This window comes from Actinosynnema sp. NPDC050436 (assembly GCF_040655415.1).
GTDB lineage: Bacteria > Actinomycetota > Actinomycetes > Mycobacteriales > Pseudonocardiaceae > Actinosynnema.
Genome location: NZ_JBFAJV010000004.1, coordinates 406,701 through 433,221 on the forward strand (window position 1 = coordinate 406,701; position 26,521 = coordinate 433,221).

At 72.4% G+C, this 26,521-nt stretch carries 23 protein-coding genes; 12 read left to right on the plus strand and 11 right to left on the minus strand.

Annotation, left to right across the window (positions count from 1 at the left end; all coding sequences use genetic code 11):
- Nucleotides 1-14 precede the first annotated feature (14 nt).
- A complete protein-coding gene (gene eat, locus AB0I60_RS14280) occupies nt 15-1,430 on the plus strand; it encodes an ethanolamine permease (RefSeq protein ID WP_360729417.1) in 1,416 nt (471 codons plus the stop codon).
- Nucleotides 1,431-1,533: 103 nt separating this feature from the next.
- The gene (locus AB0I60_RS14285) at nt 1,534-2,397 is read left to right on the plus strand and encodes a 3-hydroxybutyryl-CoA dehydrogenase (RefSeq protein WP_360729420.1); all 864 of its coding nucleotides are present in this window, start codon (nt 1,534-1,536) and stop codon (nt 2,395-2,397) included.
- Between the two features lie 41 nt (nt 2,398-2,438).
- Here AB0I60_RS14285 and AB0I60_RS14290 read toward each other — a convergent pair whose 3' ends face one another.
- Nucleotides 2,439-3,566: a tryptophan dimethylallyltransferase family protein gene (locus AB0I60_RS14290; RefSeq protein ID WP_360729422.1), complete on the minus strand. Its 1,128-nt coding sequence runs from the start codon at nt 3,564-3,566 to the stop codon at nt 2,439-2,441.
- 193 nt (nt 3,567-3,759) lie between these two features.
- Here AB0I60_RS14290 and AB0I60_RS14295 point away from each other — a divergent pair, with 193 nt between their 5' ends.
- A complete protein-coding gene (locus AB0I60_RS14295; protein ID WP_360729424.1) occupies nt 3,760-5,064 on the plus strand; it encodes an NAD(P)-binding domain-containing protein in 1,305 nt (434 codons plus the stop codon).
- A gap of 30 nt (nt 5,065-5,094) precedes the next feature.
- Here the strand turns inward: AB0I60_RS14295 and AB0I60_RS14300 are convergent, their stop codons facing one another.
- From AB0I60_RS14300 to AB0I60_RS14325, 6 genes are all read right to left on the minus strand, one after another.
- Nucleotides 5,095-5,688: an ATP/GTP-binding protein gene (locus tag AB0I60_RS14300; protein ID WP_360729426.1), complete on the minus strand. Its 594-nt coding sequence runs from the start codon at nt 5,686-5,688 to the stop codon at nt 5,095-5,097.
- Nucleotides 5,669-6,040 (minus strand): DUF742 domain-containing protein, encoded by a 372-nt coding sequence (locus tag AB0I60_RS14305; RefSeq protein ID WP_121007672.1) that lies wholly within the window; start codon nt 6,038-6,040, stop codon nt 5,669-5,671. The genes AB0I60_RS14300 and AB0I60_RS14305 overlap by 20 nt, the downstream gene beginning before the upstream one ends.
- Nucleotides 6,040-6,474 carry a roadblock/LC7 domain-containing protein gene (locus tag AB0I60_RS14310; RefSeq protein WP_360729428.1) on the minus strand — a complete coding sequence of 145 codons (435 nt, stop codon included), beginning with the start codon at nt 6,472-6,474 and terminating at the stop codon, nt 6,040-6,042. The genes AB0I60_RS14305 and AB0I60_RS14310 overlap by 1 nt, the downstream gene beginning before the upstream one ends.
- A gap of 46 nt (nt 6,475-6,520) precedes the next feature.
- Nucleotides 6,521-8,929: a sensor histidine kinase gene (locus AB0I60_RS14315; RefSeq protein ID WP_360729430.1), complete on the minus strand. Its 2,409-nt coding sequence runs from the start codon at nt 8,927-8,929 to the stop codon at nt 6,521-6,523.
- Between the two features lie 217 nt (nt 8,930-9,146).
- On the minus strand, nt 9,147-10,064 hold the full coding sequence (locus tag AB0I60_RS14320; protein WP_360729431.1) for a superoxide dismutase: 918 nt from the start codon (nt 10,062-10,064) through the stop codon (nt 9,147-9,149).
- 777 nt (nt 10,065-10,841) lie between these two features.
- Complete coding sequence (locus tag AB0I60_RS14325; protein WP_360729434.1) at nt 10,842-13,808, minus strand: tetratricopeptide repeat protein; 2,967 nt, start codon at nt 13,806-13,808, stop codon at nt 10,842-10,844.
- Between the two features lie 356 nt (nt 13,809-14,164).
- Here AB0I60_RS14325 and AB0I60_RS14330 point away from each other — a divergent pair, with 356 nt between their 5' ends.
- Genes AB0I60_RS14330 through AB0I60_RS14340 form a run of 3 tightly spaced genes read left to right on the plus strand, consistent with a single transcriptional unit; the run spans nt 14,165 to nt 16,916 of the window.
- On the plus strand, nt 14,165-15,436 hold the full coding sequence (locus tag AB0I60_RS14330; protein ID WP_360729437.1) for a nucleotide sugar dehydrogenase: 1,272 nt from the start codon (nt 14,165-14,167) through the stop codon (nt 15,434-15,436).
- Nucleotides 15,433-16,632 carry a hypothetical protein gene (locus AB0I60_RS14335; protein WP_360729439.1) on the plus strand — a complete coding sequence of 400 codons (1,200 nt, stop codon included), beginning with the start codon at nt 15,433-15,435 and terminating at the stop codon, nt 16,630-16,632. The genes AB0I60_RS14330 and AB0I60_RS14335 overlap by 4 nt, the downstream gene beginning before the upstream one ends.
- Nucleotides 16,632-16,916, plus strand: coding sequence for a hypothetical protein (locus AB0I60_RS14340; RefSeq protein WP_360729442.1), 285 nt, complete (start codon nt 16,632-16,634; stop codon nt 16,914-16,916). The genes AB0I60_RS14335 and AB0I60_RS14340 overlap by 1 nt, the downstream gene beginning before the upstream one ends.
- Here the strand turns inward: AB0I60_RS14340 and AB0I60_RS14345 are convergent.
- On the minus strand, nt 16,832-18,904 hold the full coding sequence (locus AB0I60_RS14345; RefSeq protein WP_360729444.1) for a tetratricopeptide repeat protein: 2,073 nt from the start codon (nt 18,902-18,904) through the stop codon (nt 16,832-16,834). The two genes, AB0I60_RS14340 and AB0I60_RS14345, sit on opposite strands and share 85 nt — an antisense overlap.
- A 240-nt stretch (nt 18,905-19,144) precedes the next feature.
- Here AB0I60_RS14345 and AB0I60_RS14350 point away from each other — a divergent pair, with 240 nt between their 5' ends.
- On the plus strand, nt 19,145-20,554 hold the full coding sequence (locus tag AB0I60_RS14350) for a DUF1996 domain-containing protein (protein ID WP_360729447.1): 1,410 nt from the start codon (nt 19,145-19,147) through the stop codon (nt 20,552-20,554).
- Nucleotides 20,555-20,590: 36 nt separating this feature from the next.
- Here the strand turns inward: AB0I60_RS14350 and AB0I60_RS14355 are convergent, their stop codons facing one another.
- Complete coding sequence (locus tag AB0I60_RS14355) at nt 20,591-20,971, minus strand: hypothetical protein (RefSeq protein WP_360729449.1); 381 nt, start codon at nt 20,969-20,971, stop codon at nt 20,591-20,593.
- A gap of 10 nt (nt 20,972-20,981) precedes the next feature.
- Nucleotides 20,982-21,143 (minus strand): hypothetical protein, encoded by a 162-nt coding sequence (locus AB0I60_RS14360; RefSeq protein ID WP_360729452.1) that lies wholly within the window; start codon nt 21,141-21,143, stop codon nt 20,982-20,984.
- Nucleotides 21,144-21,305: 162 nt separating this feature from the next.
- Between AB0I60_RS14360 and AB0I60_RS14365 the strand changes: the two genes are divergently transcribed.
- Genes AB0I60_RS14365 through AB0I60_RS14385 form a run of 5 tightly spaced genes read left to right on the plus strand, consistent with a single transcriptional unit; the run spans nt 21,306 to nt 25,672 of the window.
- The gene (locus AB0I60_RS14365) at nt 21,306-21,602 is read left to right on the plus strand and encodes a hydroxyisourate hydrolase (RefSeq protein WP_360729455.1); all 297 of its coding nucleotides are present in this window, start codon (nt 21,306-21,308) and stop codon (nt 21,600-21,602) included.
- Nucleotides 21,602-22,474, plus strand: a complete 873-nt coding sequence (locus AB0I60_RS14370) for an FAD binding domain-containing protein (RefSeq protein WP_360729458.1) — start codon at nt 21,602-21,604, stop codon at nt 22,472-22,474. The genes AB0I60_RS14365 and AB0I60_RS14370 overlap by 1 nt, the downstream gene beginning before the upstream one ends.
- A gap of 4 nt (nt 22,475-22,478) precedes the next feature.
- Complete coding sequence (locus AB0I60_RS14375; protein ID WP_360729459.1) at nt 22,479-22,946, plus strand: (2Fe-2S)-binding protein; 468 nt, start codon at nt 22,479-22,481, stop codon at nt 22,944-22,946.
- Nucleotides 22,943-25,162, plus strand: a complete 2,220-nt coding sequence (locus AB0I60_RS14380) for a molybdopterin cofactor-binding domain-containing protein (protein WP_360729462.1) — start codon at nt 22,943-22,945, stop codon at nt 25,160-25,162. The genes AB0I60_RS14375 and AB0I60_RS14380 overlap by 4 nt, the downstream gene beginning before the upstream one ends.
- 27 nt (nt 25,163-25,189) lie before the next feature.
- A complete protein-coding gene (locus AB0I60_RS14385; protein WP_360729465.1) occupies nt 25,190-25,672 on the plus strand; it encodes a nucleoside deaminase in 483 nt (160 codons plus the stop codon).
- 12 nt (nt 25,673-25,684) lie between these two features.
- Here the strand turns inward: AB0I60_RS14385 and AB0I60_RS14390 are convergent, their stop codons facing one another.
- The gene (locus AB0I60_RS14390; RefSeq protein WP_360729467.1) at nt 25,685-26,515 is read right to left on the minus strand and encodes a hypothetical protein; all 831 of its coding nucleotides are present in this window, start codon (nt 26,513-26,515) and stop codon (nt 25,685-25,687) included.
- Nucleotides 26,516-26,521 lie beyond the last annotated feature (6 nt).

Sequence of the window (26,521 nt, forward strand, 5' to 3'; positions counted from 1 at the left end):
CCATTGGAGCGGCCATGGCCGAGCACGTCGAGTACGAGCAGGTCGGCCGCGAGTACCTGGAGCGCCGGCAGCTGAAGCGGGGCGCGGCGGGCTGGGTGCTGCTGGCCGGCCTCGGGGTCTCCTACGTGATCAGCGGTGACTTCGCCGGGTGGAACTTCGGCCTGGCCCAGGGTGGCTGGGGCGGCCTGCTGGTGGCGACCGCGCTGATGGGCACCATGTACGCGTGCATGGTGTTCGGCCTCGCCGAACTGGCCGCCGCGCTGCCGGTCGCGGGGGCGGGCTACGGGTTCGCGCGCCGCGCGCTGGGCCCGCTGGGCGGGTTCGCCACCGGGATCGCCATCCTCGTCGAGTACGCCATCGCGCCCGCTGCCATCGCGGTGTTCATCGGCGGCTACGTGGAGACGCTCGGGCTGTTCGGGCTGACCAACTCGTGGCCGGTCTACCTGGTGTGCTTCCTGGTCTTCGTCGGCGTGCACCTCTACGGCGTGGGCGAGGCGCTGCGGCTGATGTTCGTGATCACCGGCATCGCGGTGGTGGCGCTGCTGGCGTTCGTGGTCGGCATGGTGCCGAAGTTCGACGCGGACAAGCTGTTCGACCTCGCCGGCGGTGACGGGTTCCTGCCGTTCGGGGTCACCGGCGTGCTGGGCGCGCTGGTCTACGGGATCTGGTTCTTCCTGGCCGTCGAAGGCGTCCCGCTGGCCGCCGAGGAGGCGCGGGACCCGAAGCGCGACATGCCGCGCGGCATCATCGGCGCGGTCGTGGTGCTGCTGCTGTTCGCCGGGGCGATCCTGGTCCTCGCGCCCGGCGGCGCGGGGTCGGAGGTGCTGAAGGGCTCGGACAACCCGCTGCCCGACGCCGTCCGCGCGGCCTACGGCGGGGACAACGCGCTGGCGCAGGTCGTGAACTACGTCGGCCTCGCGGGACTGGTGGCGAGCTTCTTCTCGATCATCTTCGCGTACTCGCGGCAGCTCTTCGCGCTCTCCCGCGCCGGCTACCTGCCGCGTTGGCTGTCGCGCACCGGCAGGCGCAAGACTCCGTACCTGGCGCTGATCGTGCCCGGCGCGCTCGGGTTCGCCCTGGCCGCGCTCACCCGGGACGGGGCGCTGCTGATCAACATCGCGGTGTTCGGCGCGGCGCTGTCGTACGTGCTGATGATGGTGTCGCACATCGTGCTGCGGGTCCGCGAACCGGGGCTGGAGCGGCCGTACCGGACGCCCGGCGGCGTGGTCACCACCGGGATCGCGCTGGTGCTGGCGCTGGCCGCCGTCGCCGCGACCTTCGTGGTGGACGAACTGGCCGCCGGCATCACCGCCGGCATCGTCGTCGCGGCACTGGCGTACTTCTGGTTCTACAGCAGGCACCACCTGGTCGGGTCCGCGCCGGAGGAGGAGTTCGCGGCCATCGCGCGGGCGGAGCGGGACCTGGACTGACCCCCGCGCGTCGACGGGCACCGGTGTGACCCGGCGCGCACCCGGTGGCGTAATCACAGGTCGGGGTTGTGCCGGCGGGTGGCGGCCCTGGCAGGATCGGGGCGTGAGTGACATTCAACGTGTTGGAGTGGTGGGGTCCGGTCTGATGGGCTCCGGCATCGCCGAGGTCTGCGCACGCGCGGGCCTGGACGTGCTGGTGTCCGAGGTGGACCTGGACGCCGCCGAGGCCGCGCGGGGGCGGATCGCCTCCTCGCTGGCCAGGGGTGTGCGCAGCGGCAAGCTCAGCGCCGAGGACCGGGACGCCGCACTGGAGCGCGTCCGGTTCACCACCGACCTCGCCGACTTCGCCGACCGGAACCTGGTCGTGGAAGCGGTCGCGGAGAACGAGCAGGTCAAGACGGACGTCTTCGCCGCGCTGGACAAGGTCGTGGAGGACCCGAAGGCGATCTTCGCCTCGAACACGTCCTCCATCCCGATCATGAAGCTGGGGATGGCGACCGGCCGGCCGGAGCAGGTGATCGGGGTGCACTTCTTCAACCCCGTGCCGGTGCTCAAGCTGGTCGAGCTGGTGCCCTCGCTGCTGACCGGCGAGGAGACCAGGGCGCGGGCCGAGGCGTTCGTCACCGGCGCGCTGGGCAAGGAGGTCATCCGGTCCCAGGACCGGGCCGGGTTCGTGGTCAACGCCCTGCTCATCCCGTACCTGCTGTCCTCGATCAGGATGCTGGAGTCGGGGTTCGCCAGCGCCGAGGACATCGACAGCGGCATGGTGCTGGGCTGCGCGCACCCGATGGGTCCGCTGCGCCTGGCCGACCTGATCGGCCTGGACACGACCAAGGCCATCGCCGAGTCGATGTACGAGGAGTTCAAGGAGCCCCTGTACTCGCCGCCGCCGCTGCTGCTGCGCATGGTCGACGCGGGCCTGCTGGGCAAGAAGAGCGGGCGCGGCTTCCACGACTACGCGGGCTGACGCCGTGCCGGGTCTCCGCGACCACGCGGAGACCCGGGTTGTCAGGCGTGCGCGCCGTCCACGGCCGAGTCGTACACCGCGAACCGGAAGTACACCCCCAGGTCGGGCCGCCCGGACGCGGTGCGCACGCTGAGCAGCTCCTGGAGCCCGACCATGGCGCCCAGCGGGCGCGGGGCGAGCGCGGCGACCACGGCCCGGTACTGCCGGTGGTCCGCGCCGAAGCGGCGCAGCACCGAGGCGACCCGGTCGGTGGCGTCCGCCTCCGACGTCACCTCGCTGGGCAGTCGCAGGTAGACGTTGGCCTCCTCGGGGCCCGCCGCGCCCGCCCGGAACGCCAGGCACGTCATGGGCTCGTTGTCGGGCAGCGCGGGCGATCCGTAGACGTCCCGGTAGGCCGGTCCGGCGAGCACCGGGTCGTGGGTGCGGGCCAGCGACGCCACCCGGTCCAGGTCGACCCGCCCGGTGTGCCGGAAGTAGACCTTCACCCGGGCGTCCGGGGTGTCGGCCAGGTCCAGCGCGACGAACTCCAGCTCGTGCCCCTCGGCGGCCAGCTCGTCGTACCGGCCGGCGACCCGCGCCCAGGCCGCGCCGAGCCCGAGCCGGCGCATCGCCTCGGCCATCACCCCGGGCACGGCGGACCGGCCCCGCGCCTGCGGGTTGAGGTAGACCTTGTACCGGGCGGGCTCGCCGGGCCGGTACGCCAGCGAGTGCCAGACGGTCGGCCGGAACGGCTCCGGGTCGGCCGTCACGAACAGCTCCTCGACCGCTAGGTAGCGGGCCAGGTCCACGCCCGGCCGGCCCGCCAGCGAGCGGGTCAGCGCCCGCCCGGCGTCCTGGGCGGCCCGCGCCGAGGGCACCGCGCCGAGCGATTCGAACAACACCCTGATTTCCGGCACGCCGGCCCGCCAGCTTACCGAGAACTCCAGCGGGAAACCGTCGCGGGAAACGAACGAGGGGTATTCGCAGACGGTACCCGGCGGGCGGTCCGACCACTCGCCGAGCACGGCGTCGAGTTCGGCTGCGGAGGTGGTCCGGTGGTCGTCGGAGAATCCCAGTGCGGCACCTATGGCAGACCACTTGGCAGCGGCGAAATCCCGGTAGGACGAAAGCGATGCGTCGAACAGGCCCTCACGGCGTGAGTCCTGGGCCACAGCGGTGGAACTGGACACTAGGCACCTCCGGGCGCAAGGCTTACCCGGTGAACAGGGCCCACGCAATGGAGGATCGGGCGGTTGGCGAAGATCACACACCCCGGACGGCGGGCACGCTCCGTGACGGAATTGGGCCGAAAGGGTGGTGACGCTTGTGGCTGAATTCACGGCCAGTCAATACCCCGAACGTCCCATTCATGATCACACGTGCGTGATCGGCGCGGGCCTCTCGGGACTCGCGGTCGCCGGAACGCTCCGCGCGCGGGACTTGCCGGTGACCGTGCTGGAACGTTCCAACGGCATCGGCGGGCTGTGGCGCTACCCCGACCCGCCGGAGCCCGGACCGGCCTACCCGTCACTGCACCTGAACACCTCCGCCAAGATCACCGGCTACCCCGACTTCCCCGTCCCGGACCACTTCCCGCGCTACCCCCGGCACGATCAGGTGGCCTCCTACCTGCGAAGTTACGCCGAGCACAAGGGTGTCGCCGACCACGTCGAGCTGGGCACCGACGTCGAGTCGCTGACCCGCGAGCCCGACGGCACGTGGCTGGTGACGACCGGTCACCGCGACGGGTCCCGCCACCGGCGGCGGTTCGGGCACGTCGTGGTCGCCACCGGCCACCACTGGTCGCCCCGGCTGCCCTCCCTCCCGGGGGATGAGACGTTCCCCGGTCGCCGGCTGCACTCGTTCGACTACTCCGGACCGGCGGAGCACGCGGGCAGGAGGGTGGTCGTGATCGGTTTCGGAAACTCCGCTGCCGACATCGCCGTGGAATTGTCCAGAGTGGCCGCTGAAACCACCGTCGTGCAACGCCGGGGTGTGCACGTGGTGCCCAAGACAATGCTCGGGATACCCATCGACGAAATTGCCTCGGCACCGTGGTGGGCGCGCATGACCTTTCCCCAGCAACGGCGGCTGATCGAAACCCTGTTGCGCCTGATGCGCGGCCGGCTGACCGACTACGGGCTGGCCGAGCCGGACCACCGGGTCTTCGGCGGGGCGCTCACGATATCCGACGAGCTGCTCAGCCGGATAAACCACGGGGCGCTGGTTGTCAAGCCTGCGGTGAGCCGCATCGTGAACTCCCGGGTACATTTCGCGGACGGCACGGCGACGGAGGCCGACGACCTGGTGTACTGCACCGGTTATAGGATCGAATTCCCGTTCCTGCCATTCGAATGGGTGTTCGAACCGGGCGGCCGGACAGCACTCTTCCGGCGGGTGGTGTCGCTCGCCCACCCCGACCTCTACTTCGCCGGGCTCATCCGGCCGTTCGGCGCGATCACCCGGCTCGTCGTGGAGCAGGCGGAGTGGATCGCCGACCTCGTGGAGGGCGTGGCGGAGCTGCCGCCCCCGGCCGTGATGCGCCGCGAGGTGGACGCGCACCTCGAAGCCGCCGGCGCGCGCTACGGCCCGTCGGCGGCGGACTCCATCCAGGTGGACTTCGCGGCCTACCTGGCGGCGCTGCGCAAGCAGCGCCGCACGTCGGTGCTCACCACGCGCCGGGGGTGATCACGGAGGCGATCACACCCGCGTGCGCGGTCAGGCCATCGCGTCCAGGCGGTCCATGGTGTGCTGGATCAGGCTCACCAGGACCGTCTTGGCCGACTCCCGGTCCCGCGCGTCGCACAGCAGCAGCGGGATCGCCTCGTCCACGTCCAGCGCCCGGCGGACCTCGGCCACCTCGTAGGCGTGCGCGCCCTCGAAGCAGTTCACCGCGATCACGAACGGGATGCCCCGGCGCTCGAAGAAGTCGATCGACGGGAAGCTGGAGTCCAGCCGGCGGGTGTCCACCAGGATCACCGCGCCGATCGCGCCGTAGGCCAGTTCGTCCCACATGAACCAGAACCGGTTCTGGCCGGGCGTGCCGAACAGGTACAGCACCACCTCGGAGTTGATCGTGATGCGCCCGAAGTCGAGGGCGACCGTGGTGGTCTCCTTCTGCTCCAGGCCCAGCACGTCGTCCACGCCGACGCCCGCCTCGGTCAACAGCTCCTCGGTGTGCAGCGGCGGGATCTCGCTGACCGAGTTGACCATCGTCGTCTTGCCGGTGCCGAAGCCGCCGGCGATGACGATCTTGACTGGGGTGGGTACGAGCAGTTCCCCACCCGGTCGCTCAGATTCCACGGACACCATCCAGCACTGCCTGCAACAGGTTCCGGTCCGGCACTTGCGGGACACGGGAAGGGTCTCGGATGACGACGTCGCCGCGCTGGATGAGGTCGCTCAGCAGCACCTTGACGACCACCAGCGGTACGTCCAGGTACGCCGCGACCTCCGCCACCGACAGCGGTCGCCGGCACAGCTCCATGATCTCAAGGTGCTCCACGGACAGCGCGTCCGGGTCCGCCGGGGACGGCATCGCGCGCACCTGGGTCACCAGGTGCAGCTCCGGCCGCAGCGGACGGGTCCGGCCGCGCACCATCGCGTACGGGCGGACCAGCGGGCCCGCCGCCTCGTCGTACCACCAGTCCTCGCGGCCGGCCATCACGACGACCTGCGCGCCGTGGGCAAGGCGGACGACGTCCCGCGCGGTGCCGAGGAGAGGTAGGTGCCGACCCGCTTCACGAGCATGTTCATCTCGTAGGCGATCATCCCCATGTCGGAGTCCTCCTCGCCCAGGACGGCCAGGCACGCGCCGTGGCCCGCCGCCGTGACGAAGAGGTAGGCGTGCTCCATCTCGACGATGGTCTGGCGCACCGCGCCGCCGCCGAAGTGCCGCCCGGTGCCCCGGGCGAGGCTCTGGAAGGCCGACGCCATGGCCGACAGGTGGTCCGAGTCGTCCTTGGACAGTCCGGGTGAGCGGCCGAGCAGCAGACCGTCCGCGGACAGCACCACCGCGTGCCGAGCACCCACCACGCGGCCGACCAGGTCCTCCAACAACCAGTTGAGTTCGTTGTGCTGGCTGGTCATGTCGTTCATCGCCGTTGCCTTTCCGGTTTCCAGTCGTCCGGCACTGCTGCTCTGGTCAGGGTTCCAGTGCGTCATCTGAGCGTCGGGCGTCCTCGGTGCCCCGCTGGAACGCCGACAGGCCCTGGCGGACCCGTTCGGCGGACTGCTCGACGTCGACCTCGGCGAGCGGTTCGGGCGTGGGGTGGAAATCGTTGCGCACCAACTGCGGCGCCAGGTTCTGCTGTCTGCGCCGGCGCGGCAGCTCCGGCCGGTCGGCGCTCTCGGCGGCCGGCTCGTCGGCCGGCCAGTCGGTGGTCCGCTTGCGCTGCGGGAGGTGGAGGTCGCCGCTGTGCTGCGGCAGGTCCGCCTCGTCGCTCAGTCGGTCGTCCGCTGGAACGGAATGCTGGTTGGCCGCGGCCTCGGCCTGTGCCCAGAACCCTTCCAGGTCTCGGGAAGTATCGGGAAACCTGGCGTCTCGCACTGAGTCGTCGCCCTGCTCCGGGATCACGTGGTCGTCTGGGAAGGTGCGGCGCGGCAGCTCCCGGGTCTCCGCCGGCTCGACGGCGGAGTTCGGCCCCGCCACGATCGAGGACGGGATGAGCACCAGGGCCAGCGTGCCGCCGTACGGCGAATCGCGCAGCTCGACGTGGATGCCGCGCCGCGCCGCCAACCGGGCGACCACGAACAGGCCCAGCCGGGACTCGCCGCGCAACCGCATGGCGTCGAACTCGGGTGGATCGGCGAGCATCGCGTTGTGCTGCTCGCGGTCCTCGGGGTTGATGCCCAGGCCGTGGTCCTCGATCTCCACCACGATGCCCTGGGGCACCTCGCTCGCGTGCACCTGCACCTGGGAGCGCGGCGAGGAGAACGCGGTCGCGTTGTCCACCAGCTCGGCCACCAGGTGGATGGTGTCCGCGACGGCCGCGCCCACCAGCGCGGTCTCCGGCACCGGGTTCACCTTGACCCGGACGTACTGCTCGGTCTCCGCCACGGCCGCGCGCAGCACGTCCAGCAGCCGCACCGGCTTGCGCCACTGCCGCCCCGGCTGCTCGCCCGCGAGGATGATCAGGTTCTCGGCGTTGCGGCGGGCGCGGGTGGCGAGGTGGTCGAGCTGGAACAGCGCGTCGAGCTGCTCGGGGTTCTCCTCCTCGCGCTCCAGCTTGTCCAGGATCTTGAGCTGGCGGTGCACCAGGCCCTGGTTGCGGTGCGCGATGTCGAGGAAGACCCGGTTGACGCCCTCGCGCGCCTGGCTCTCCTTCACGGCGGCGGCGACGGCGGTGTACTGGGCGGCGTTGAACGCGTCGGCCACCTGGCCGATCTCGTCGCTGCCGTAGTCCAGCGGCGGCACCTCGACCTCGACGTCGACGTGCTTGCCCTCGCGCAGCCGGTCGACGATGTCGGGCAGCCGCTCGTGCGCCAGGTTCAGCGAGTCCTTCTTCAGCGCGGCCAGCCGGGTGATCAGCGCCCGGTTGACCAGCCGGTTGGAGATGCGGACCGCGAACACGATGCCGCCGAGCACCACGACCAGCGCGACCAGCGCGCCGATCAGCACGGTGACGAACCGGGTGTTGCCGCGTTCCAGGCCGATGTCCGACGCGCTGCCCGCCTGCTTGGTGGCGAGGTCGACCAGGCGCTCGGAGACCGGGCCGGCGGCGGACTGCCACTCCTCCAGCGCGACGGACGCGTCGGGCGAGGAGATCAGCTCGTTCTCCAGGGCGGTGAGCCGGCGCCAGGTGTCGGACTCGGTCAGTGACCGGTAGTCGCGGCGGACCCGCTCGTCGGCGTACGGCGTGGTGGTGGTGAGCTGGGAGTGGTAGGAGCCGACCAGCCGGACGAACTCCAGCAGGTCCTCGGAGCTGGGCCGGCCCGACGTGAGCGCGCCGGAGGCGATCGAGGAGGCGCGCGACATCCAGTCGGCGGCCCGGAACAGGTCGGTCGCGTTGAGGCCGCCCTGGGAGGCCACCGAGTCGGGGACGACCCGGGCCTGGGTGCCGAACAGCGCGGTGCCCGCGTCGACCACGCTGTTGTAGTACTTGTAGACGGCGGCCTTGTCGGTCTTGCCGGACTCGATGCCGGCGCGGCGCTGCGGCAGCTCGCCCAGCAGCGCGTTCAGGTCGGAGATGCGGGCGTTGACCTCGTCGGGGGCGTTGCCGGAGACGGCGTCGAACGCGGCGCGCATGGTGCCGGTGGTCTCGTCCACCACGCGCTGCTGGTCGTGCAGCGGGTCCAGGTCGGGGTTCTTCTGGCTCAGCGCGGTCATCGCGAGCTGGCGCTCCCGCTGGAGGGCGACGAAGGCGTTGACGGCGGGGATCGAGGCGTCCTTGACGCTGACCGCGACGGCACGGGTGTAGAAGCCGTCGAACACGGTGTAAGACGAGAACGCCAACCACATCACCAGCAGAACGACGCTCGGGACCACCACCACGCCGGTGAGCCGTGAGCGGATCGTCTTCTGGTTGGTCTCCGCCTTGTTCTTCTGCTTCACAGTGCTCCGCAGCCTCGACAACTAGTCCGCCTGGTCAGCGCAGCACTAGGAGCGCTGCCTCTTCTTCACCCGATCGGCCACGGAACGGTAACACTAGAAGATCATCATTACGAAGAGACAGCGATCACTCGCGCGACGCAACGGTGAGGCTACCCAGTCGAGTGACGCCCCGAACAGGGGGTCGATGTGAACTTTGCACTCATCGGCCCCCCGTGTTTCACCTGTTGGGCGTGGCGATCACGTTATAGGCAGTCGTGGGCGTCGGCGGCGTGCCGAACCGGGCGTTGGGCAGGTACAGCCGGTTGCCGAACGCGGCGACCGTGGTCGGTACGTCGAACCGGGGGTCGGTGATCTTCGTCACGAGCTTTCCGCTGGTCCCGGCCCTGTCGAGGGTGAAGACGGCGACCGTGTTGAGCTGGTTCTGCACGACGTGCAGGGTCCGGCCGCGCACCAGCAGCCCGTCACCGGCGGTGAGCACCTCGCCGCCCAGGTCGACGATCTTCGAGACCCCGTCGACCACCCGGTGCAGTTGTCCGGTGCTGCTCTGCACCACGAGCAGGGCTTTCCGGTCGGGCGTCTCGGCGATGCCGTTCGCGTTGAAACCCGGGGTGAGCACGAAATCGCCGGTCAACGGCACCGGCGTGAACGTGTCGGGCAGCGCGCCGTGCCGCCCGAAGGCGATCTTGTAGAGCAGCGCCCTGCTGGAGTCGGTGAAGTAGGCGGCGTCGTCGGTGATCACGACGTCGTTGACGAAGGCACCGGACTCGGCGAATTCGTAGGACTTGAGGATTGCTCCATTTCCCGCGTCCACGACCCGGGCATCACCCCCCGCCCCGCCGGCCACGAACAGCCGCCCGCGCCGGTCGACCTTCAACCCCACCGAGGGCGTCCCGGGCCCCTGGCTGAACACCTCGCCCCGCCCGGTCCGGAGGTCGAGCCGGTACAGGTCCCCGTCCGCGAGCGACCCGAGGTAGGCGGTGGGCGACCCGCCGATGGCGATCCCCTCGGGCCGGAACCCGTCGGGCAGCCGGTACTCGGTGGGCAACGAGCGCGAGCCCTCGGCGGCGGCGGGCGCGGCGACGACGAGCGAGAGCCCGACGACCACCACGGCCAGCACACCGGACATGCGAGCCATGCCAACTCCTTACGGTTGTCCGTGGCGCGAGTGTTCCGCCCTCCCCGCTCGACCGGGAACCCCCATCCGGCAATCGAGACGGCCCCGTCCCGAAGCCGGTGATACCACTGCGCCCGGTGGTAATGCACCTCGCCGCCCATCCGGTCGCAAAGACCCTTCCCCAACACCACGAATACCCGGGTAGTGCACCTCGCCAGGAATCAGGACCGGAATACGAGTGAGCTGAAAATTCCACGTGGAGTGGCTATCGGACAACCCGTAAGTGTGACCACCATGGCGCGTCGCCTTGCCGGCGGTCCCATCGCGCCACCATGCTGGAACCGAACACGAGAAAGGCACCAGGTTCCGCGCGGACGAGCGCCGAGCGGAACCAGGTGCCGTGTTCGTAGGGGTTGGTCTGTTTAATGCCGGTGGTTGGCCGGGAATTCAGCGGGCAATCAGCCCCACAACATCGAAGCGGTGCGCAGCGCGGCCTCTGCAAAGGCCGCGCCTGCACTGCTCGATCCGCCGGCCGCGGTGGCTGCGCCTGCTTGCGCGGCCATCGCGGTCAGCAGCAGGGGGACTGCTGCGGCTACGACCGCCGCTCGGACGGCGCGTCGAAGTGGAACTCGCTCGCTCTCAGTGATCAATAGCACGTCGCGCATGATCGCAGGCCGGTCCGACAGTGGGCGCAGCGGCCCTACTCCCAGTCTTTGGCTTCATTACTTCCGAGCTACCCCATGCACGGGTGAGGAGAACTTTGCCACCCGATCGAGTGAAAAAGCATGAGGAGAGTAGTCAAGACCCGCCTACGGATGACCCGTCCGAGACCTCGCTGGCGCTCCTCCCAGGCGGCACGTCGGGCTCCGCCCACTCCGCGAGCTGCGCCCGGATGCCATCCGCCCTCGAATCGCCGAGACCCGCGTACAGGCCGAGGGCGAGGCTCCAGCACTCCCGCGCTTCCCGGTGCCTGCCCTGGCGCCAGAGCACCTGGCCGAGCACGTCCTGCGCGCCGGCCTGCCGCTTCGGGTCCTGCGCCTGCCGGGTCAGCGTGATCGCGCGCGTGGCGTGGAACTCCGCCTTCTCCAGGTCGTCGAGGTCGCGGTGCACGGCGGCCAACGTGGTGCTCGCCTGGCCTTCGAGCGCGAAGTCCCTGGCCTGCCGCAACATCACCATCGCCTGGTGGGCGAAGCTCAACGCGCCGAAGTGGTCGCCCTGCTGGTGGTGCGTCGCGGCGAGCGACGCCAGGGACACGCCGATGCCGCCGATGTCGCCGATGCGCTCGCGGAGCATCCAGCCCAGGTGGAACTTGGCGATGGCCTCCCCCAGGCGGTCGCCCAGCCGCAGCGCCTCGCCCATCCGCTGGAGGATGCCGGCCTCCGCATCGGGGTCGCCCTCCTCCCGGGCGATGTCCAGGGCCAGTTCCAGGTAGTCCAGCGCGCCCGGGGTGTCCCCGATCGCGCCGCGCCGCTCCCCCATGTTGCGCAGCACCGTCGCCAGGCCGATCCGGTGGTCCAGTTCGACGAAGATCCCGTGTGCCGCCCGGTAGCAGCGTTCCGCCTCGTCGTAGTCGTAGAACCGCGCGTGGGCCAACCCGAGGTTGCACAGCGACCCTGCCTCGGCGAACCGGTCGCCCACCGATCGCGCGGCCCGGACCGCAACGCCCGTGTTCCGCAGGACCTCGTCCTTGAACCCCAGGCGCATCATCACCTCGCCGATGCAGTTGATCAGCCGCCAGAGGTGCTCGTCGAACCCGTTCGCGCCGGCGAAGTCGACCACGGCCACCAGTTCGCCGCGCTCGCGCACCGACCAGTCCACGGCGCTCTCCGCGTCGGCGAAGGTCAGCGGCGTCACGCCGGCGGAGAGTTCGGACATCGGCACGCTCAGCCGCGAGGTGAATACAAGGCGGTCCACGTTGTTGCAGCTGTGCAGGAACCAGTCGACCATCCGGCGGGCGGCTCGGGCACGCTCGTCGGGGTCCTCGTCGTCCTCCACCCGCTCCGCGGCGTAAGTCCGCACCAGGTCGTGAAACGCGTAGCGGTCACCTTCGCGCGCTTCCAGCAGCCTCGCCCACACGAGTGCTTCGAGCAGGTCGTGCACCTCGACGTCCCGCAGCCCGGTCAGCGCCGCCGCGACGCCGTGCTGGAAGGCCAGGCCCGGGTAGATGCCGAGCAGCCGGAACAGCCTGCGCACCTCCGGCCGGAGGGCCCGGTAGGAGCAGTCGAACACGGCGCGCAGCGACTGGATCGCCTGCGTCCCGTTGGACCCCAGGCCCAGCACCGCCCCGCGTTCGCGCAGCCGGGCCACGAATTCGCGCAGCGATTTGCCGGGCTGCGCCGCAACGTACTCGCCGATGATGCCGAGGGCCAGCGGCAGCCCGCAGGCCAGGGAGGCCAGCTCGGCCACCGCGCCGGGTTCCACGTCCGCCCGCGAGCCGAGGCGGTCGCACAGCCAGGTGACGGCGAGCCCGGGTTGCAGCGGTGTGACCGTGAGGCAGTGCGCGCCGTGCCGCACGCTCAGGTCGCTCAGCCGCATCCGGCTGGTCACCACCACGAAGGAGCCGGACAGCAGCGGCAGCAGGTCGTGCACGTGCCGCCCGTCGACAGCGTTGTCGAGGACCAACAGCAACCGCCGGCCGGACAGCACGTCGGCCAGCTTGCGGCGACGCGCGTCGGCGGTCGGCAGGCAGTCTGCGGACACCCCGAGCGCTTCGAGGAGGCGGCTGACCACCTCCTCGTCGGTGACGACGGCACCGTCGCCGTAGCCGTTGAGGTTCACGAACCAGACGCCGTGCGGGAACCGGTCGGCCACGCGGTGCGCCCAGTGCACCGCCAGGGCCGTTTTCCCGACGCCCGGCGGGCCGTCCAGCGCCACCAGGCGCGGCTTCGGCGGTGTGGGCACCAGGCAGTCCAACCGGGTGAGCAGGTCCCGGTGGCCGGTGAACCCGTCGACGTCGTAGGGCAGGTTCCGGGGCGAGAGCACGCCGTCGGCCGGGATGCCGGACGGTGGTGCCGCGTCGGCGTGCGCCAGGCCGTCGTGGAACCTCCGCAGCTCGTCGGCCTGCTCAGGCCGGTCCTCGGCCTTGGCGCGGCGGTAGAAGTCGTAGAAGTACTGGACGCCTTCCTCGCTTCGCCGCAACGAGTAGAGCGCTTGGAGCCGGCGCTTGGCCAGGAGCACGTCACCGTCGTGCTCGAACTGGGCGGACTTGGCGACCCGCAGCATCTCGTCGAACTCACCGCGCTTGTAAAGCCCGTAGAGCAGGCCGTCGTTGGCGGAGAGCCACTCGTCGCGGATCGCCACCCTCCGCCAGTTCTCGGCGCGGTCGGTGTCGAGGTCGGCCAACGGCCGCTCCTCCCACAGGCGCAGCGCCGCCTCCATGATCCCGCAGGCCCGCTCGTGCTCCCCCGCCCGGCCCAGCCGGCGGGCGTCCCGCACCGACTGCTGGAAGGCGTGGTAGTCGACGGTCGCCGGATCGGCCAGGAACCGGTAGCCGCCGTCTTCCGCCTTGAGCTCTCCCGGAAGGCTCAGCCGCTTGAGGGCGTTGCGTATTCGGGTCGAATAGGTGGACAGCGTCGCGGCAGGATCTCTCGGTGCCTTGTCGACCGGCCACACCCATTCCGCCAAAATGCGGGCCGGAACGACTCGGCCGAGGTTGAGCAACAGCACGGCGAGCACTCCGCGCTCTTTGAGTGCGCCCCAATCATCGATGAATGCGCCGTCCAGCCGAACCTGGGTCCGGCCGAGGATCTTGAAATACGTTGTCACCAGCGCCACCCCTCACCGGACGCGATGATTCGGTTCAGAGTGTGCCGGGCGGTAGCTACCCGAACCAGCGGTTCGTCACTTTCCGATACAGCGCTGTAACAAGGAGTGGTCCAGTCGGCCCATTACGAGCGGGTAACCGCTTCGAAAGCAACCTGAAAGGCCCCTGAAACCACAGTCCCACCTTCGGCCGGCGCTTCCGGGCCGATCTGCGGGAGAAGTGATCTTCACAACCCCGCTGAGCACGGGACGAGCCGGACCGGCAGCCGGTTGAACGGTGGACGACAAGCCGGGATCGAAGACTCGGGAAGGCCGCACCACCGGGAGGGGCTCGGGAGTGGGCGGCGTGGAGGGTTGCTGTGAATGCTGTCGATGCAGTGGTCGTGGGGTTGGGGTTCACCGGTTTGCCGACCGCCCTCGCCGCGGCGGGGGCGGGACTCCGGGTGGTGGGGGTGGACAGCTCCGCCGATCGGGTGCGTGCGCTGGCCGCCATCCGACCGGGGTGCGGGCTGGGCACTGTGCCGGACGACGCCGTGAGGACCGCGCTGGCCGGTGGCCGACTGGTGGTGCGCGACGCGGCGGACGGGGTGCCGCCGGCCGGGGTGCACGTGCTGTGCCTGCCGACGCCGCCGAACCGGTTCGGGGGTGTTGACCTGGGTCCGCTGACGTCCGCCTGCCGCGCGGTCGGCGAGGTGTTGCGGGTGGGTGACCTGGTGCTCGTGCAGAGCACCTGCCCGCCGGGCACGGTCGCCCAGTCGCTGGCCCCGGTGCTGGAACGGGTCAGCGGGCTGCGGGCGGGGTGGGACTTCCACCTCGCCTGTGCGCCCGTGCGGATCGACCCGGGCAACCGGGCGCACGGGTTCGCGTCGCTGCCGCGCGTGGTCGGTGGGCACACCAGGCGGTGCGCGCAGCGCGCGACCCGGTTCCTGTCGGCCATGACCGGTGAGGTGGTCGAGGTGGCCACGACGTGCGCCGCCGAGGTCACCAAGATCTTCGAGAACACGTTCCGACTGGTCAACATCTCGCTGGTCAACGAGCTCGGGGCGCTGTGCCGGGCCTACGGCGTGGACGTCGCGGAGGTGCTGCGGGCGGCCGGGACCAAGCCGTTCGGGTTCCTGCGGCACCAGCCCAGCGCCGGTGCGGGTGGTGATTGCGTGCCGGTGTCGGCGCGGTTCTTCGCCGGCGCGGCGCGGCGGCGCGGGATGCTCAGCCCGCTGGTGGACGCGGCGCTCGCGGTGAACGAGGCGCAGCCCGCGCACACCGTGCACCGGTTGCGGGAGGCGCTGCACTCCGCCGGGCGGTCGTTGCGCGGGGCCCGGGTGTTGGTCCTGGGCGTGACCTACAAGCCGGACACGCCCAACGTGCGGCAGTCCGCGTCGGTCGCGGTGCTGGAGGAGCTGCGGCGGGAGGCCGCCGTCGAGTACCACGACCCGTACGTGCCGGAGCTGACGCTGTCGGACGGGACGTCGTTGACCGGCAAGGGCTCCCCCGACGTCCGAGACGCCGACCTGGTGGTCCTGATGACGCCGCACCGGGCCTTCCGCGACCTGCCGGACCTCGGCGTGCCCGTGTACGACTGCTCGTCGGGCGACCCCCGGGACCTCGGCCCCGCGTTCGAGGCGGCGGCGTGAGCGGGCACTGGGTCCGAGGGCCCATCGGGCCGGACGCCGACCGGCGGGTCACCGTGCCGATCCGCCGGACGGTGCTGGTCATGGTGCCGCACCCGGCGGCGGGCATCCGGCTGATCGCGGACGTCGTGCCGCTGCTGCGCAACGACCCCCGCGTCCAGGTGGTGTTCTCGGTGACCGACACCGGCCGGTGGTGGCAGGGCACCGAGGACCTCGTCCGGCAGCAGGAGGCGGCCACGGTGCCGTGGCAGCAGGCGGTGAACCACGAGTTCGACCTGGTGCTGGCGGCCGGCTACAACGACCTGGACCAGGCGCGCGGGCCGGTGCTGCTGCTGCCGCACGGGGCGGGGCACCTCGCGTCGCGGAAGTTCAGCAGGCACGCGGGCCCGAAGGGCCTGCCGCACGCCGGGCTGAGCCGCGAGTCGCTGACCCGGCGCGGGCGGGTGCTGCCCGCCGCGATCGGCCTCACCCACGACGACGAGCTAGTGGCGTTGCGGTCGTCCTGCCCCGAGGCGGTGCACGCGGCCGTCGTGGTGGGCGACCCCTGCCTGGACCGGATGGTGGCGAGCCTGCCGGCGCGGGACCGCTACCGGGCCGCGCTGGGCGTGCCCGACGGCCATCGGTTGATCACGGTCAGCTCCACCTGGACGCCCGACTCGACGTTCGGGCGGCAGTTCCGGCTGTGCCGCGCCCTGCTCGACGAGTTCCCCGACGACCGGGTCGGGCTGGTGCTGCACCCCAACGCGTGGAGCGTCCACGGGCGCTGGCAGGTCCGGGCCTGGCTGCACGACTGCATCCAGGCCGGGCTGCTGGTCGTGCCGCCGGAGGAGGGGTGGCGCGCGATGCTGGTGGCGAGCGACCACCTGCTGGGCGACCACGGTTCCACCACGCAGTATGCGTCCGCGATCGGCGTCCCGGTCACGTTGGCGTCGTTCCCGGAGGGCAACGTCCGCCGGGGCAGCCTCGCCGACGCGGTACGCGGGAGGTCCGCCGAGCTGGACCCCGATCGGGCCGTCGCACCGCAACTCGTGGCGCGCGGGGGCGCGGGCATCGCGGACCTGGTGTCGTCGCGGCGGGGCGGGGCCGCCGCCGCGCTGCGCGCCACGATGTACCGGCTGATGGACCTGCCCGAGCCGGACACCCCGGCGGTCACCGAGCGGGTGCCCCTGCCGCAGCCGCTGCGCCCGGAGCCGCTGTGATGGCGTGGCCGGTGGCGGTGCTGGTCGTGGACGGGCTGGGTGCGGGGCTGCACCGCCTGCTCCTCGCCACCGGTGCGGGCCGGTGGGAGCAGGTGGTGGTCGGGGAGCCGGGTCGCGCCGCGCCAGCCCGGCTCGCACTGGCCGACGTGCTGGTCGACGTGCCGGTCGAGGGGCCGGTGTGCGGGCCGGTCGAGGGCGGTCAGCGGTCCAGGGCGGCCAGCCGGGAGGTGATCGTGGCGGCCCTCGGGTTCCCGATGTCGAGCAGCCCGAGGGCCCGCGCGTAGTGCCGGCGGGCGGCGGGGAGGTCGCCGACACCCTCGGCGGCCTCCCCGAGCAGCGCGGCGATCTCGGCCTCGTAGAACGGCGAGCCCACCCGGCGGACCACGTCCAGCGCCGACTCCAGGTGGCTCGCGGCCCGTGCCGGGTCACCCCGGCGCAGGTGCACGCCACCCGTGGACATCAGGCACCTGGCCTGCCCGACGTGGTCGCCGGCGAACGCCATCAGCTCGGCCGCCGAGGCCAGCTCGGCCAGTCCCTCGGCGACGCGGCCGAGGTCGGCGAGCACCTCGCCGATCCGCCGCCCGCACAGCGCCTCGGCGCGGCGCGGGCCGATCCGCCGGCGGACGTCCCGCGCCCCGGTGAGCCGGCGCAGCGCCAGCGGCAGGTCGCCCGCGCCCTGGGCGACGCCGCCGAGTTCGGTGAGCGCCACCGCGACGCCCTGCTGGTCGCCGTCCTGCTCGGCGATCTCCAACGCGCGCGCCCCTTCCCGTTCCTCGTCGGCGAAGTACCCCAGCGAGCCGTAGGAGTAGGTCAGCTGCGCGCGCAGCTTCGCCTCCGCCTCGCGGTCGCCGAGGCGGACCGTCGCCGGGACGCCCAGCGCGTGCAGGGCGAACCAATCGTCGGTGTGCCGGGCGTGCAGGTAGAACCCCCACAGCGCCTCGCAGAACTGCCACACCAGGTCGTCCCAGCCCAGCTCGGCGGCGACCCGGCAGGCGTCCCGGACGTTGGCCCGCTCGTGCTCCAGCCACTCCAGCGCGGCGCGCGGGCCGGCCGACGCGACGGCGCCGACCCGGTAGCGCGGACCGACTCGGTGCCGGGTGGGCCGCAGCGCCAGGTCCGCGTCGACCAGCCGGTCGAGGTACCACTCGACCACCCGCCGGGACGCGGCGTTGCGCTGCGCGGCGGAGTCCCGGTCCGCGTGGCGACGGGCGTGCAGGCGCAACAGGTCGTGGAACCGGAACCGCTCGTCGGCCACCTCCGCCACCAGGTTCTTCTCCACCAGGTCGGCCAGGACCGCCTCCACCTCGCGCGGGGGTTCACCGGCCGCCGCTGCGGCGGCTTGGACGCCGAAGGAGTGGCCGGGGTGCAGCGCGCATAGGCGGTAGACCTTCGCGTGCCCCGGCGGCAGGTCGACGTACGATAGGTCGAGCACCGCCTCCACCGAGACGTCGTCGACCAGCGCCAACCCGGCGAGCCGTTCGGTCCGCAGCGAGCCGACCTCCTTCGACAGCGTGCGCCTCGGGTTCGTGGACAGCCTCGCCCCGACGACGGACAGCGCGATCGGCAGGCCGCCGCACAGGTGGGCCAGCTCCCGGGCCGCGTCGGGTTCCGAGGCGACCCGCTGCCCGACCGCGCGCTCCAGCAGCTCCAGCGACGAGTTCAAGTCGAACGACTCGACCTCCACGAACCGGGCCCCGTCGACGGCGAGACCGCCGAGCCGCCACCGGCTGGTGGCCACCACCGCGCTGCGCGTCGACGTGGGCAGCAGCGACCGCACTTGGGCCGCCGAGACCGCGTTGTCCAGCAGCAGCGACATCGCGCGGTCGGCGGTGAGCGACCGGAACAGGGCCTGTCTTCGAGCCAGGCCGGACGGGATGTCGGTGCCGGGCACGCCGAGCGCGAGCAGGAACCACTCCAGGACCTCCTCCGGGACGGCGGGTCCCTCGGGGGTGTGCGCGCCGAGGTCCGCGTAGAGCTGGCCGTCGGGGAACCGGGCCTTGGTGCGGTGCAGCCACCGCAGGGCGAGCGACGTCTTGCCGACTCCGCCGGGTCCGCTCACCACGGCCACCAGGGGTTCGTCGGCGGCCAGCCAGCCGTCGAGGTCAGCGAGCTCCCGGCGGCGGCTGGTGAACAGCCTCGGTGCGGGTGGGAGCTGGTAGGGCACCGGTGGGCGGTGCCGCTCGCCGTGGAAGTGCACCTCCCCGACGCTGCCCGCCTGCACCACAGGCCCCTGCGCCGTGCCGGACACCACGTTCTCCCCGCCCTTGGTCACGCGAGTTCCTCCCCTGCGCACTCGGTGTGATCCGAGTGTCACAGATCGACACGGCCACCAGGGGTCGTGTCGTGCGCTCCCTTCGGCCGGGTGGACGCCGAAGTCAGGGGTGGCACGAGATAACGAACAGGTAACGGCCAGGTCGCGGAACGGGAGTGGCACGTATGCCCCGGTGTCCGACGCCCACCGGCGGTCGGGGTTGGCAGTTCAGGCGCGTACCTACGACGAGGTGACACATCCATGACGCGGAACCAGGGGCGGCACCGGTTCTCCCGGCGCACCAAGCTCACGGCCGGGCTCGCCGGACTGGCGGTGGCGACCGGCCTGGCGGTCGGGATCTCCACCACCGGCGACCAGGGCACGGCCCAGGCGGACGGGGCCGACAAGTCCCTGTTCGTCGACATCACCAAGCAGGGCCGCAACGTCACGGTGCCCAGGCCCGGACGGGGCGCGACGACCGGGACGTTCGGCGTCGACTGCGGTCGCAACGAGAACGGGCACTTCAACCCGGACAACTTCATCGCGCAGCCCGGTGTCCGCAACGGCGCCCAGCACCTGCACGACTACGTGGGCAACGTGACCACGGACGCGGACTCGACCGACGAGAGCCTGGCCGAGGGCGAGACCACCTGCAAGAACGGCGACCAGTCCACGTACTTCTGGCCCGTCGTGCGGATCGACGCCGACGGCGAGGGCGAGGAGCCCGGCACGCCCGCGAACGCCGAGGTGGAGTGCCCGGACGTGAAGCGCAAGCTGCGCGACGTCCCGCGCCAGGCGCGCGCCGAGGTCGACCGCAACCTCAAGGCCCTCAAGGACCAGGTCGCCGAGGCGAACACCAAGCTCAGGTCCATCGACGTCGACGACCCGCGAGCGGTCAACGAGCAGGTGTTGAAACCGCTGCGCGACAAGCGTTCGGCCACCATCGGACGGATCGTCGACGCCATCGACCGGGTGTCGCGGCGACCGCGCGGGCTGCAACGGCTCGCCCCCTGCACGATCAAGGACGGCGACGCCGAGGACGCCAAGGTGGCCGAGGCGCAGAAGGAGGCCGAGCCGGACGCGCCGGAGAAGGGCGACGGCAAGAGCACGAGCGACGAGAACGAGCTGCCCGGCAACGAGGGCGACATCCAGCGCCCCGCCGCCGTGGACCTCTCCTTCCGGGGCAGCCCGGTCGGCGAGGTCACCGCGATGCCCCGGTTCCTGCGCGTGCTCTACGGCGACGCCAAGGTGTCGACCAACGGCACCCGCAACGCCCGGAACTCGTGGACCTGCACGGGTTTCGAGGACAAGGTGCTGATGAACAAGTACCCGATCTGCCCGCAGGGCAGCAAGGTCAAGCGCGTGCACGACTTCGCGAGCTGCTGGGACGGCCGGAACACCGACAGCGCCAACCACCGCGACCACATCGTCTACCCGGACCAGGACGGCCGGTGCCCCAGGGGTTTCCAGGCGGTGCCGCAGCTCCGGATCAGCCTGACCTACGACATCCCGCGCGACGTCCAGGTCGCCGGCCGGTACGCGGTCGACGCGTTCCCGGAGGAGAAGCACAACCCCTTCTCCGACCACGACGACTTCGCCAACGTGATGTCCGACGAGATCATGCAGCGCGTGGTGGACTGCATCAACAGCGGCAAGAAGTGCCGGGAGTAGGCGGACGTCGCCGGAGCGGCGCGGCACCGCGCGGGGTCAGGGGATCGCCAGACCGGCTCGCCGCAACGACTCCTCGACGCGGAGGCGCTCGATCTCGCGGTCGAGGCCCTCGGGGACGTCGTCCAGCCGGTGCGCCACGCCCACCGCCGCGCACGCCTGCGCCAACAAGTCGTCGTACGCCTGCCGCGCCCCCGCCCGGCGGGCGTACGGCGTGCCGGGCCGGACGTCGGCCAGCGCCCGGTGCACCCGTCTCAGGTCGGCGGCCAGCCGCTCGACGGGCAGCGCCCGCGCCACGACGGGCGGGCGGCGCAGCCGGCGCACCAGGCGGGGGACGCGGAGCGCGGCCCAGCAGATCGCGGACGGCGCGAGCGCGGCGACCGCGAACAACGCGAGGTTGGCCGACGGGGTGGAGGCCACCGACCCAGTATCACCCCGGTGGCGGGGCCGCGTACAGGGCAGGGGGAGCGGTGGGTTCCGCCGGGTCGACGGGGGTGGTGAGGCCCGCCGGGCCGACGTCCGGCAGTCCCGCCGCCGGCCCGGCAGGCAGCGACTTGCGGGTACAACCGCCCACGCCGTGCGGGCGGCTCATCTTCGTCCGATCGTGTTCGTAGGAGGGCACAGATCGACTCTTCGTAGGAGCCTGGGTCCCATGCGCCACCGCCGTAGCCGATCAGGCGGCCCGGTCCGTGCACCGGGCCGCACAACGGGGTCACCGGACCAGTCGCGCCCGCCGGCCCGCCGGGAGGGGCCGATGACGATCAGCACGCACGTCCTCGACGCGGCGCGGGGCCGGCCCGCAGTCGGGGTCCGGGTGCGCCTGGAGCACGGCGGTGCGACCGTCGCGGAGGCCGTCACCGGACCGGACGGCCGGATCACCGGGTGGCCCTCGGACACCGCCGGGGTTCACCGGCTGGTGTTCGACACCGGCGGGGTGGCGCCGTTCTTCCCGGAGGTGGTGCCGGACTTCCGGGTCACCGAGCCCGGCGAGCACCACCACGTGCCGCTGCTGCTGTCCCCGTTCGCGTACTCCACCTATCGGGGCGGCTGATGGACTTCCTGCGGCCCGACACCCTCGCCGAGGCGCTGGCGCTCAAGGCGGAGCGCCCCTCGGCCGTGCCCGTCGCGGGCGGCACGGACGTGATGGTGGAGCTGAACTTCGACCACCGCCGGCCGGACGCGCTGCTGGACCTGACCCGGATCGCGGAGCTGCGCGAGTGGTCGGTGTCGGCCGGCGTGGTGCGCCTCGGCGCGGGCGTGCCCTACAGCCGGGTGATCACCGAGCTGGGCGACCGCCTGCCCGGACTGGCGATGGCGTCCCGCACGGTCGGCTCGCCGCAGATCCGCAACCGGGGCACGGTCGGGGGCAACCTCGGCGCGGCCTCCCCCGCCGGCGACACCCACCCGGTGCTGCTGGCGTCGGACGCCGTGGTCGAGGCGGTGTCGGCGCGCGGCGCGCGGATGATCCCGGCCACCGCGTTCTACCTCGGCGCGAAGCGCAACGCGCTGGAGCCCGACGAGCTGGTCGCGGCCGTCCACCTGCCCGAGACCGGGGCACCGCAGCAGTTCGCCAAGGTGGGCACGCGCAACGCGATGGTGATCGCGGTGTGCTCCTTCGCCATCTCCCTGCACCCCGGTGCCGGCCGGGTCGGGGCGGCCGTGGGCAGCGCCGCGCCGACCCCGCGCCGGGCCCCGGCGGCGGAGGAGTTCCTGTCCGGCGAGCTGACCGCGACCGGCCGCTGGGAGTCGCCGACGCCGCTGCCGGACTCGGTCACCCGCCGGTTCGGCGAGCTGGCCGCGCGGGCCGCGAGCCCGATCGACGACGTGCGCGGGTCGGCCGCGTACCGCACGCACGCCCTGGCCGTGCTGGCCCGCCGCACGCTGGCCTGGGCGTGGCGGGACTACACCGGGAAGGTCGCCTGAAGCCATGCGCGTGAACGTGACGGTCAACGGGGAGCAGCGCCGGGCGGACGACGTCTGGGAGGGCGAGAGCCTGCTGTTCGTGCTGCGCGAGCGGCTGGGGCTGCCCGGTTCCAAGAACGCCTGCGAGCAGGGCGAGTGCGGCTCGTGCACGGTCTACCTGGACGGCGTGCCGGTGTGCGCGTGCCTGGTGGCCGCCGGCCAGGCGGAGGGCCGCGAGGTGCGCACGGTCGAGGGCCTGGCGCGCGGTGCGGAGCTGGACCCGGTGCAGGAGGCGTTCGTGGAGGCGGGGGCGGTGCAGTGCGGCTTCTGCACGCCGGGCCTGGTGGTCGCGGCCCACGACCTCCTCCACCGGGTGCCGGACCCGGGCGACCCGGAGATCCGCGAGGCGCTGGCCGGGAACCTGTGCCGCTGCACCGGGTACGAGAAGATCCTCGACGCGGTGCGGCTCGCCGCGCGCAAGGCGCGGGCGTGACCCCGACCCCGGCCGGGCTGACCTCGGCGGTGTCCGGGGGCATCGGCGAGAGCCCGCAGCGCCCGGACGGCACCCTGAAGGTGCGCGGCGAGTTCGCCTTCGCCTCGGACCTGTGGCACGAGGACATGATCTGGGGCGCGACCCTGCGCAGCCCGCACCCGTACGCGCGGATCACCTCCGTCGACCTCACCGACGCGCTGAAGGTGCCCGGCGTGCACGCGGTGCTCACCCACCGGGACGTGCCGGGGCGCAACCTCTACGGTTTGGAGCACAAGGACCAGCCGGTGCTGGCCGAGGACGTCGTGCGCTACCAGGGGGAACCGGTCGCGCTGGTCGGGGCGGACCACCCGGAGACGGCACTGCGCGCGATCAAGCGCATCCACGTCGAGTACGAGGAGCTGACGCCGGTCGTGGACGTGGAGACCGCGTTGCAGGACATCGCGCTGCACCCCGGTGGCAACCTGGTGCGGCACGTGCCGGTCCGGCGCGGCGACCCCTCCGCGACCGCCGACGTCGTGGTCACCGGCCGGTACGAGGTCGGGATGCAGGACCAGGCTTTCCTGGGCCCGGAGTCGGGCTTGGCGGTGCCCGCCGAGGACGGCGGCGTCGACCTGTACGTCGCCACCCAGTGGCTGCACGTGGACCAGGCGCAGGTGGCGTCGGCGCTGGGTTTGCCGCCGGAGCGCGTCCGGCTCACGCTGTCCGGCGTCGGCGGGGCGTTCGGCGGGCGCGAGGACCTGTCGATGCAGGTGCACGCCTGCCTGCTGGCGCTGCACACCGGCAAGCCCACCAAGATGGTCTACAACCGCGAGGAGTCGTTCTTCGGGCACGTGCACCGGCACCCGGCGGTGCTGCACTACGAGCACGGCGCGGATCGCAGCGGGAAACTGGTGTACGTCAGGGCGAAGATCCACCTCGACGGCGGCGCGTACGCGTCCAGCACGCCCGCCGTGGTGGCGAACGCGGCCACGCTCGGTGTCGGCCCGTACAACGTGGACAACGTGTCCATCGACGCCTGGGGCGTCTACACGAACAACCCGCCGTGCGGTGCGATGCGCGGATTCGGTGCGGTGCAAGCGGCTTTCGCCTACGAGTCCCAAATGGACAGACTGGCCGAGGCGCTGGGCGTCGACCCGGTGGCCGTGCGGCTGACCAACGCCATGGCCGAGGGTTCGGTGATGCCGACCGGGCAGGTGGTCGACTCCGCCGCGCCCGTCGCGCGGCTGCTGGAACTGGTGCGGGACCGGCCGCTGCCACCGCCGCCGGGCGCGCTGGACCTGCGGGAGGTGCCCGGCGGCGTCGGCAACACCACGCACGGCGAGGGGGTGGTGCGCGGTGTGGGGTACGCCGTGGGGATCAAGAACGTCTGCTTCTCCGAGGGCTACGACGACTACTCCACCGCCCGCGTCCGGCTCCAGGTGGTCAACGGCGAGGCCGTCGCGCTCGCGCACACCGCCGCGTGCGAGGTGGGCCAGGGCCTGGTGACGGTCGTGCAGCAGATCGTGCGCACCGAACTGGGCGTCGAGCGGGTGACGGTCCTGCCCATGGACACCGCCATCGGCAACGGCGGCTCCACCTCGGCGTCCCGGCAGACCTACGTGACCGGCGGCGCGGTGAAGGCCGCGTGCGCGGCGGTGCGCGACGGGGTGCTCCGGCTGGCCGGCGGGCGGGACGCCACCGACCTGGTCGCCGTGCTGGGCGACGAGGTGGTGGACGAGACCGTCGAGTGGCGGCACCGGGCGACCGAGCCGATCGACCCGGTGACCGGGCAGGGCGACGCGCACGTCCAGTACGGCTTCGCCGCGCACCGCGCGGTGGTCGACGTGGACGTGGAGCTGGGCCTGGTGAAGGTGGTCGGGCTGGACTGCGCGCAGGACGTCGGCAGGGCGCTCAACCCACAGGCCGTGCTCGGCCAGATCCAGGGCGGCTCGGCGCAGGGCCTCGGCCTGGCCGTGATGGAGGAGATCCGGACCGCCGGCGGCCGGGTGCGCAACCCGTCGTTCACCGACTACCTGATCCCGACCGCGCTGGACGTGCCCGCGATGGGCATCGACGTGCTGGAGCTGGCCGACCCCCACGCCCCGTACGGTGTGCGGGGGGTCGGCGAACCGCCCACGATCTCCTCCACCCCGGCGATCGTGGCCGCCATCCGGGCCGCCACCGGCCTCGCCCTGACCCGCGTGCCGGTCCGGCCCGAGCACCTCACCGGCACCTGACCCGCACGTCCCAGGAGGAAGCCCGCGATGACCGTCTCCGCGTCCCCCGACTGCGCCTGGCTGCGCGAGTCCATCGACCTGGCCACCCGCAGCGTCGCCACCGGCGGCGGCCCGTTCGGCGCGGTGGTCGTCCGCGCCGGCCGGGTGATCGCCACCGGCACCAACCAGGTCACCACCGCGCTCGACCCGACCGCGCACGCCGAGGTGATGGCGATCCGCGCGGCGTGCCGGGTGGTCGGCGACTTCAAGCTGACCGGGTGTTTGCTGGTCTCGTCCTGCGAGCCGTGCCCGCTGTGCCTGTCGGCCGCGCTGTGGGCGCGGCTGGACCGGGTCGTCTACGCCGCCGACCGGCACGCCGCCGCAGCCGCCGGGTTCGACGACGGCGAGTTCTACGAGCTGTTCGACAAGCCCCGCGAGGAGTGGAGCCTGCCCGTGCACCAGATCCCGACCGACGAGGACAACGCACCGTTCACGGCGTGGCTGTCCCGGGCCGACCGCGTCGACTACTAGCGCGGTCGCACGTCAAGGGGTGCGGGGACCTGGTCGGGGCCGACCCTCCTCGATCAACGTCTTGGCGGCTGCACGGCCCACCCGCAGGAAGTTCGCGGCGCGGGAAGCGTCGCGGTCGGTGAACTCGTAGATGCGGTAGGCCGCACGGGCGCGGGCGGCGCGCAGGTCGGCGACCACCGTGGTGCGCACCAGGTCGGACAGGGCTCGCGCGGTCTCCCCGGTGGCGACCGCGCCCGGCAGGTCGGTGAGGCCGCCGGTCAGCGCCGCCACCGCGTCGCGGGCGTGCCGGGCCGCGCGGACCAGGTCGGTGGAGTCGTCCTCGTCGTGCTCCGCGCCCGCCTCGTAGACGCGGCGCACGGCCTCGTCGGGGGACAGCTCCGTCCACACCTCGTCCGGCCGGGCGCGCTCGGCCACGTACGCGCCGCCGGGGGTCAGCCAGACCGACTCCACGCCGTCGCCGCGCGGGGCCTCGCGCACGACCCGGCGCGCGCCGGCCCGCTCGAACCACCACGCCCGGGTCCACGGCTGCCCGCCGGTGACGAACACGGTGCCGGCCTCCGGGCACGGGAGCACGTCGCCCTGCTCGTCCGGGATGCCGTAGTGGGACCGGCCGGGCTCCGCCGGGGCGCACAGCCGGGCCGCCGCTCCGACGTCCAGCCCGTCCGACGCGTCCGGCAGGTCCGCTCCGGTCAGCGCGACGGGGTACGCGGACTCGCCGGTCCACTCCCCGACCGCCCAGCCCCGCGCCGTCACCCGGATGCCGGTCCGCTCGGGCGGTGCGCCGCGCCGGACGGCCTCGTGCAGCGCCGGCACCAGACCGGGGTCGATGACGGACTCGATCACGGCGCC

Coding starts and splice junctions, on each gene's coding strand:
- AB0I60_RS14350 (WP_360729447.1), top strand. CDS start 19,145: ATGACGCGGAACCAGGGGCGGCACCGGTTCTCCCGGCGCACCAAGCTC.
- eat (WP_360729417.1), top strand. CDS start 15: ATGGCCGAGCACGTCGAGTACGAGCAGGTCGGCCGCGAGTACCTGGAG.
- AB0I60_RS14320 (WP_360729431.1), bottom strand. CDS start 10,064: ATGGCTCGCATGTCCGGTGTGCTGGCCGTGGTGGTCGTCGGGCTCTCG.
- AB0I60_RS14305 (WP_121007672.1), bottom strand. CDS start 6,040: ATGGCCGGCCGCGAGGACTGGTGGTACGACGAGGCGGCGGGCCCGCTG.
- AB0I60_RS14365 (WP_360729455.1), top strand. CDS start 21,306: ATGACGATCAGCACGCACGTCCTCGACGCGGCGCGGGGCCGGCCCGCA.
- AB0I60_RS14385 (WP_360729465.1), top strand. CDS start 25,190: ATGACCGTCTCCGCGTCCCCCGACTGCGCCTGGCTGCGCGAGTCCATC.
- AB0I60_RS14370 (WP_360729458.1), top strand. CDS start 21,602: ATGGACTTCCTGCGGCCCGACACCCTCGCCGAGGCGCTGGCGCTCAAG.
- AB0I60_RS14375 (WP_360729459.1), top strand. CDS start 22,479: ATGCGCGTGAACGTGACGGTCAACGGGGAGCAGCGCCGGGCGGACGAC.
- AB0I60_RS14300 (WP_360729426.1), bottom strand. CDS start 5,688: ATGGTGTCCGTGGAATCTGAGCGACCGGGTGGGGAACTGCTCGTACCC.
- AB0I60_RS14340 (WP_360729442.1), top strand. CDS start 16,632: ATGGCGTGGCCGGTGGCGGTGCTGGTCGTGGACGGGCTGGGTGCGGGG.
- AB0I60_RS14360 (WP_360729452.1), bottom strand. CDS start 21,143: ATGAGCCGCCCGCACGGCGTGGGCGGTTGTACCCGCAAGTCGCTGCCT.
- AB0I60_RS14310 (WP_360729428.1), bottom strand. CDS start 6,474: ATGAACGACATGACCAGCCAGCACAACGAACTCAACTGGTTGTTGGAG.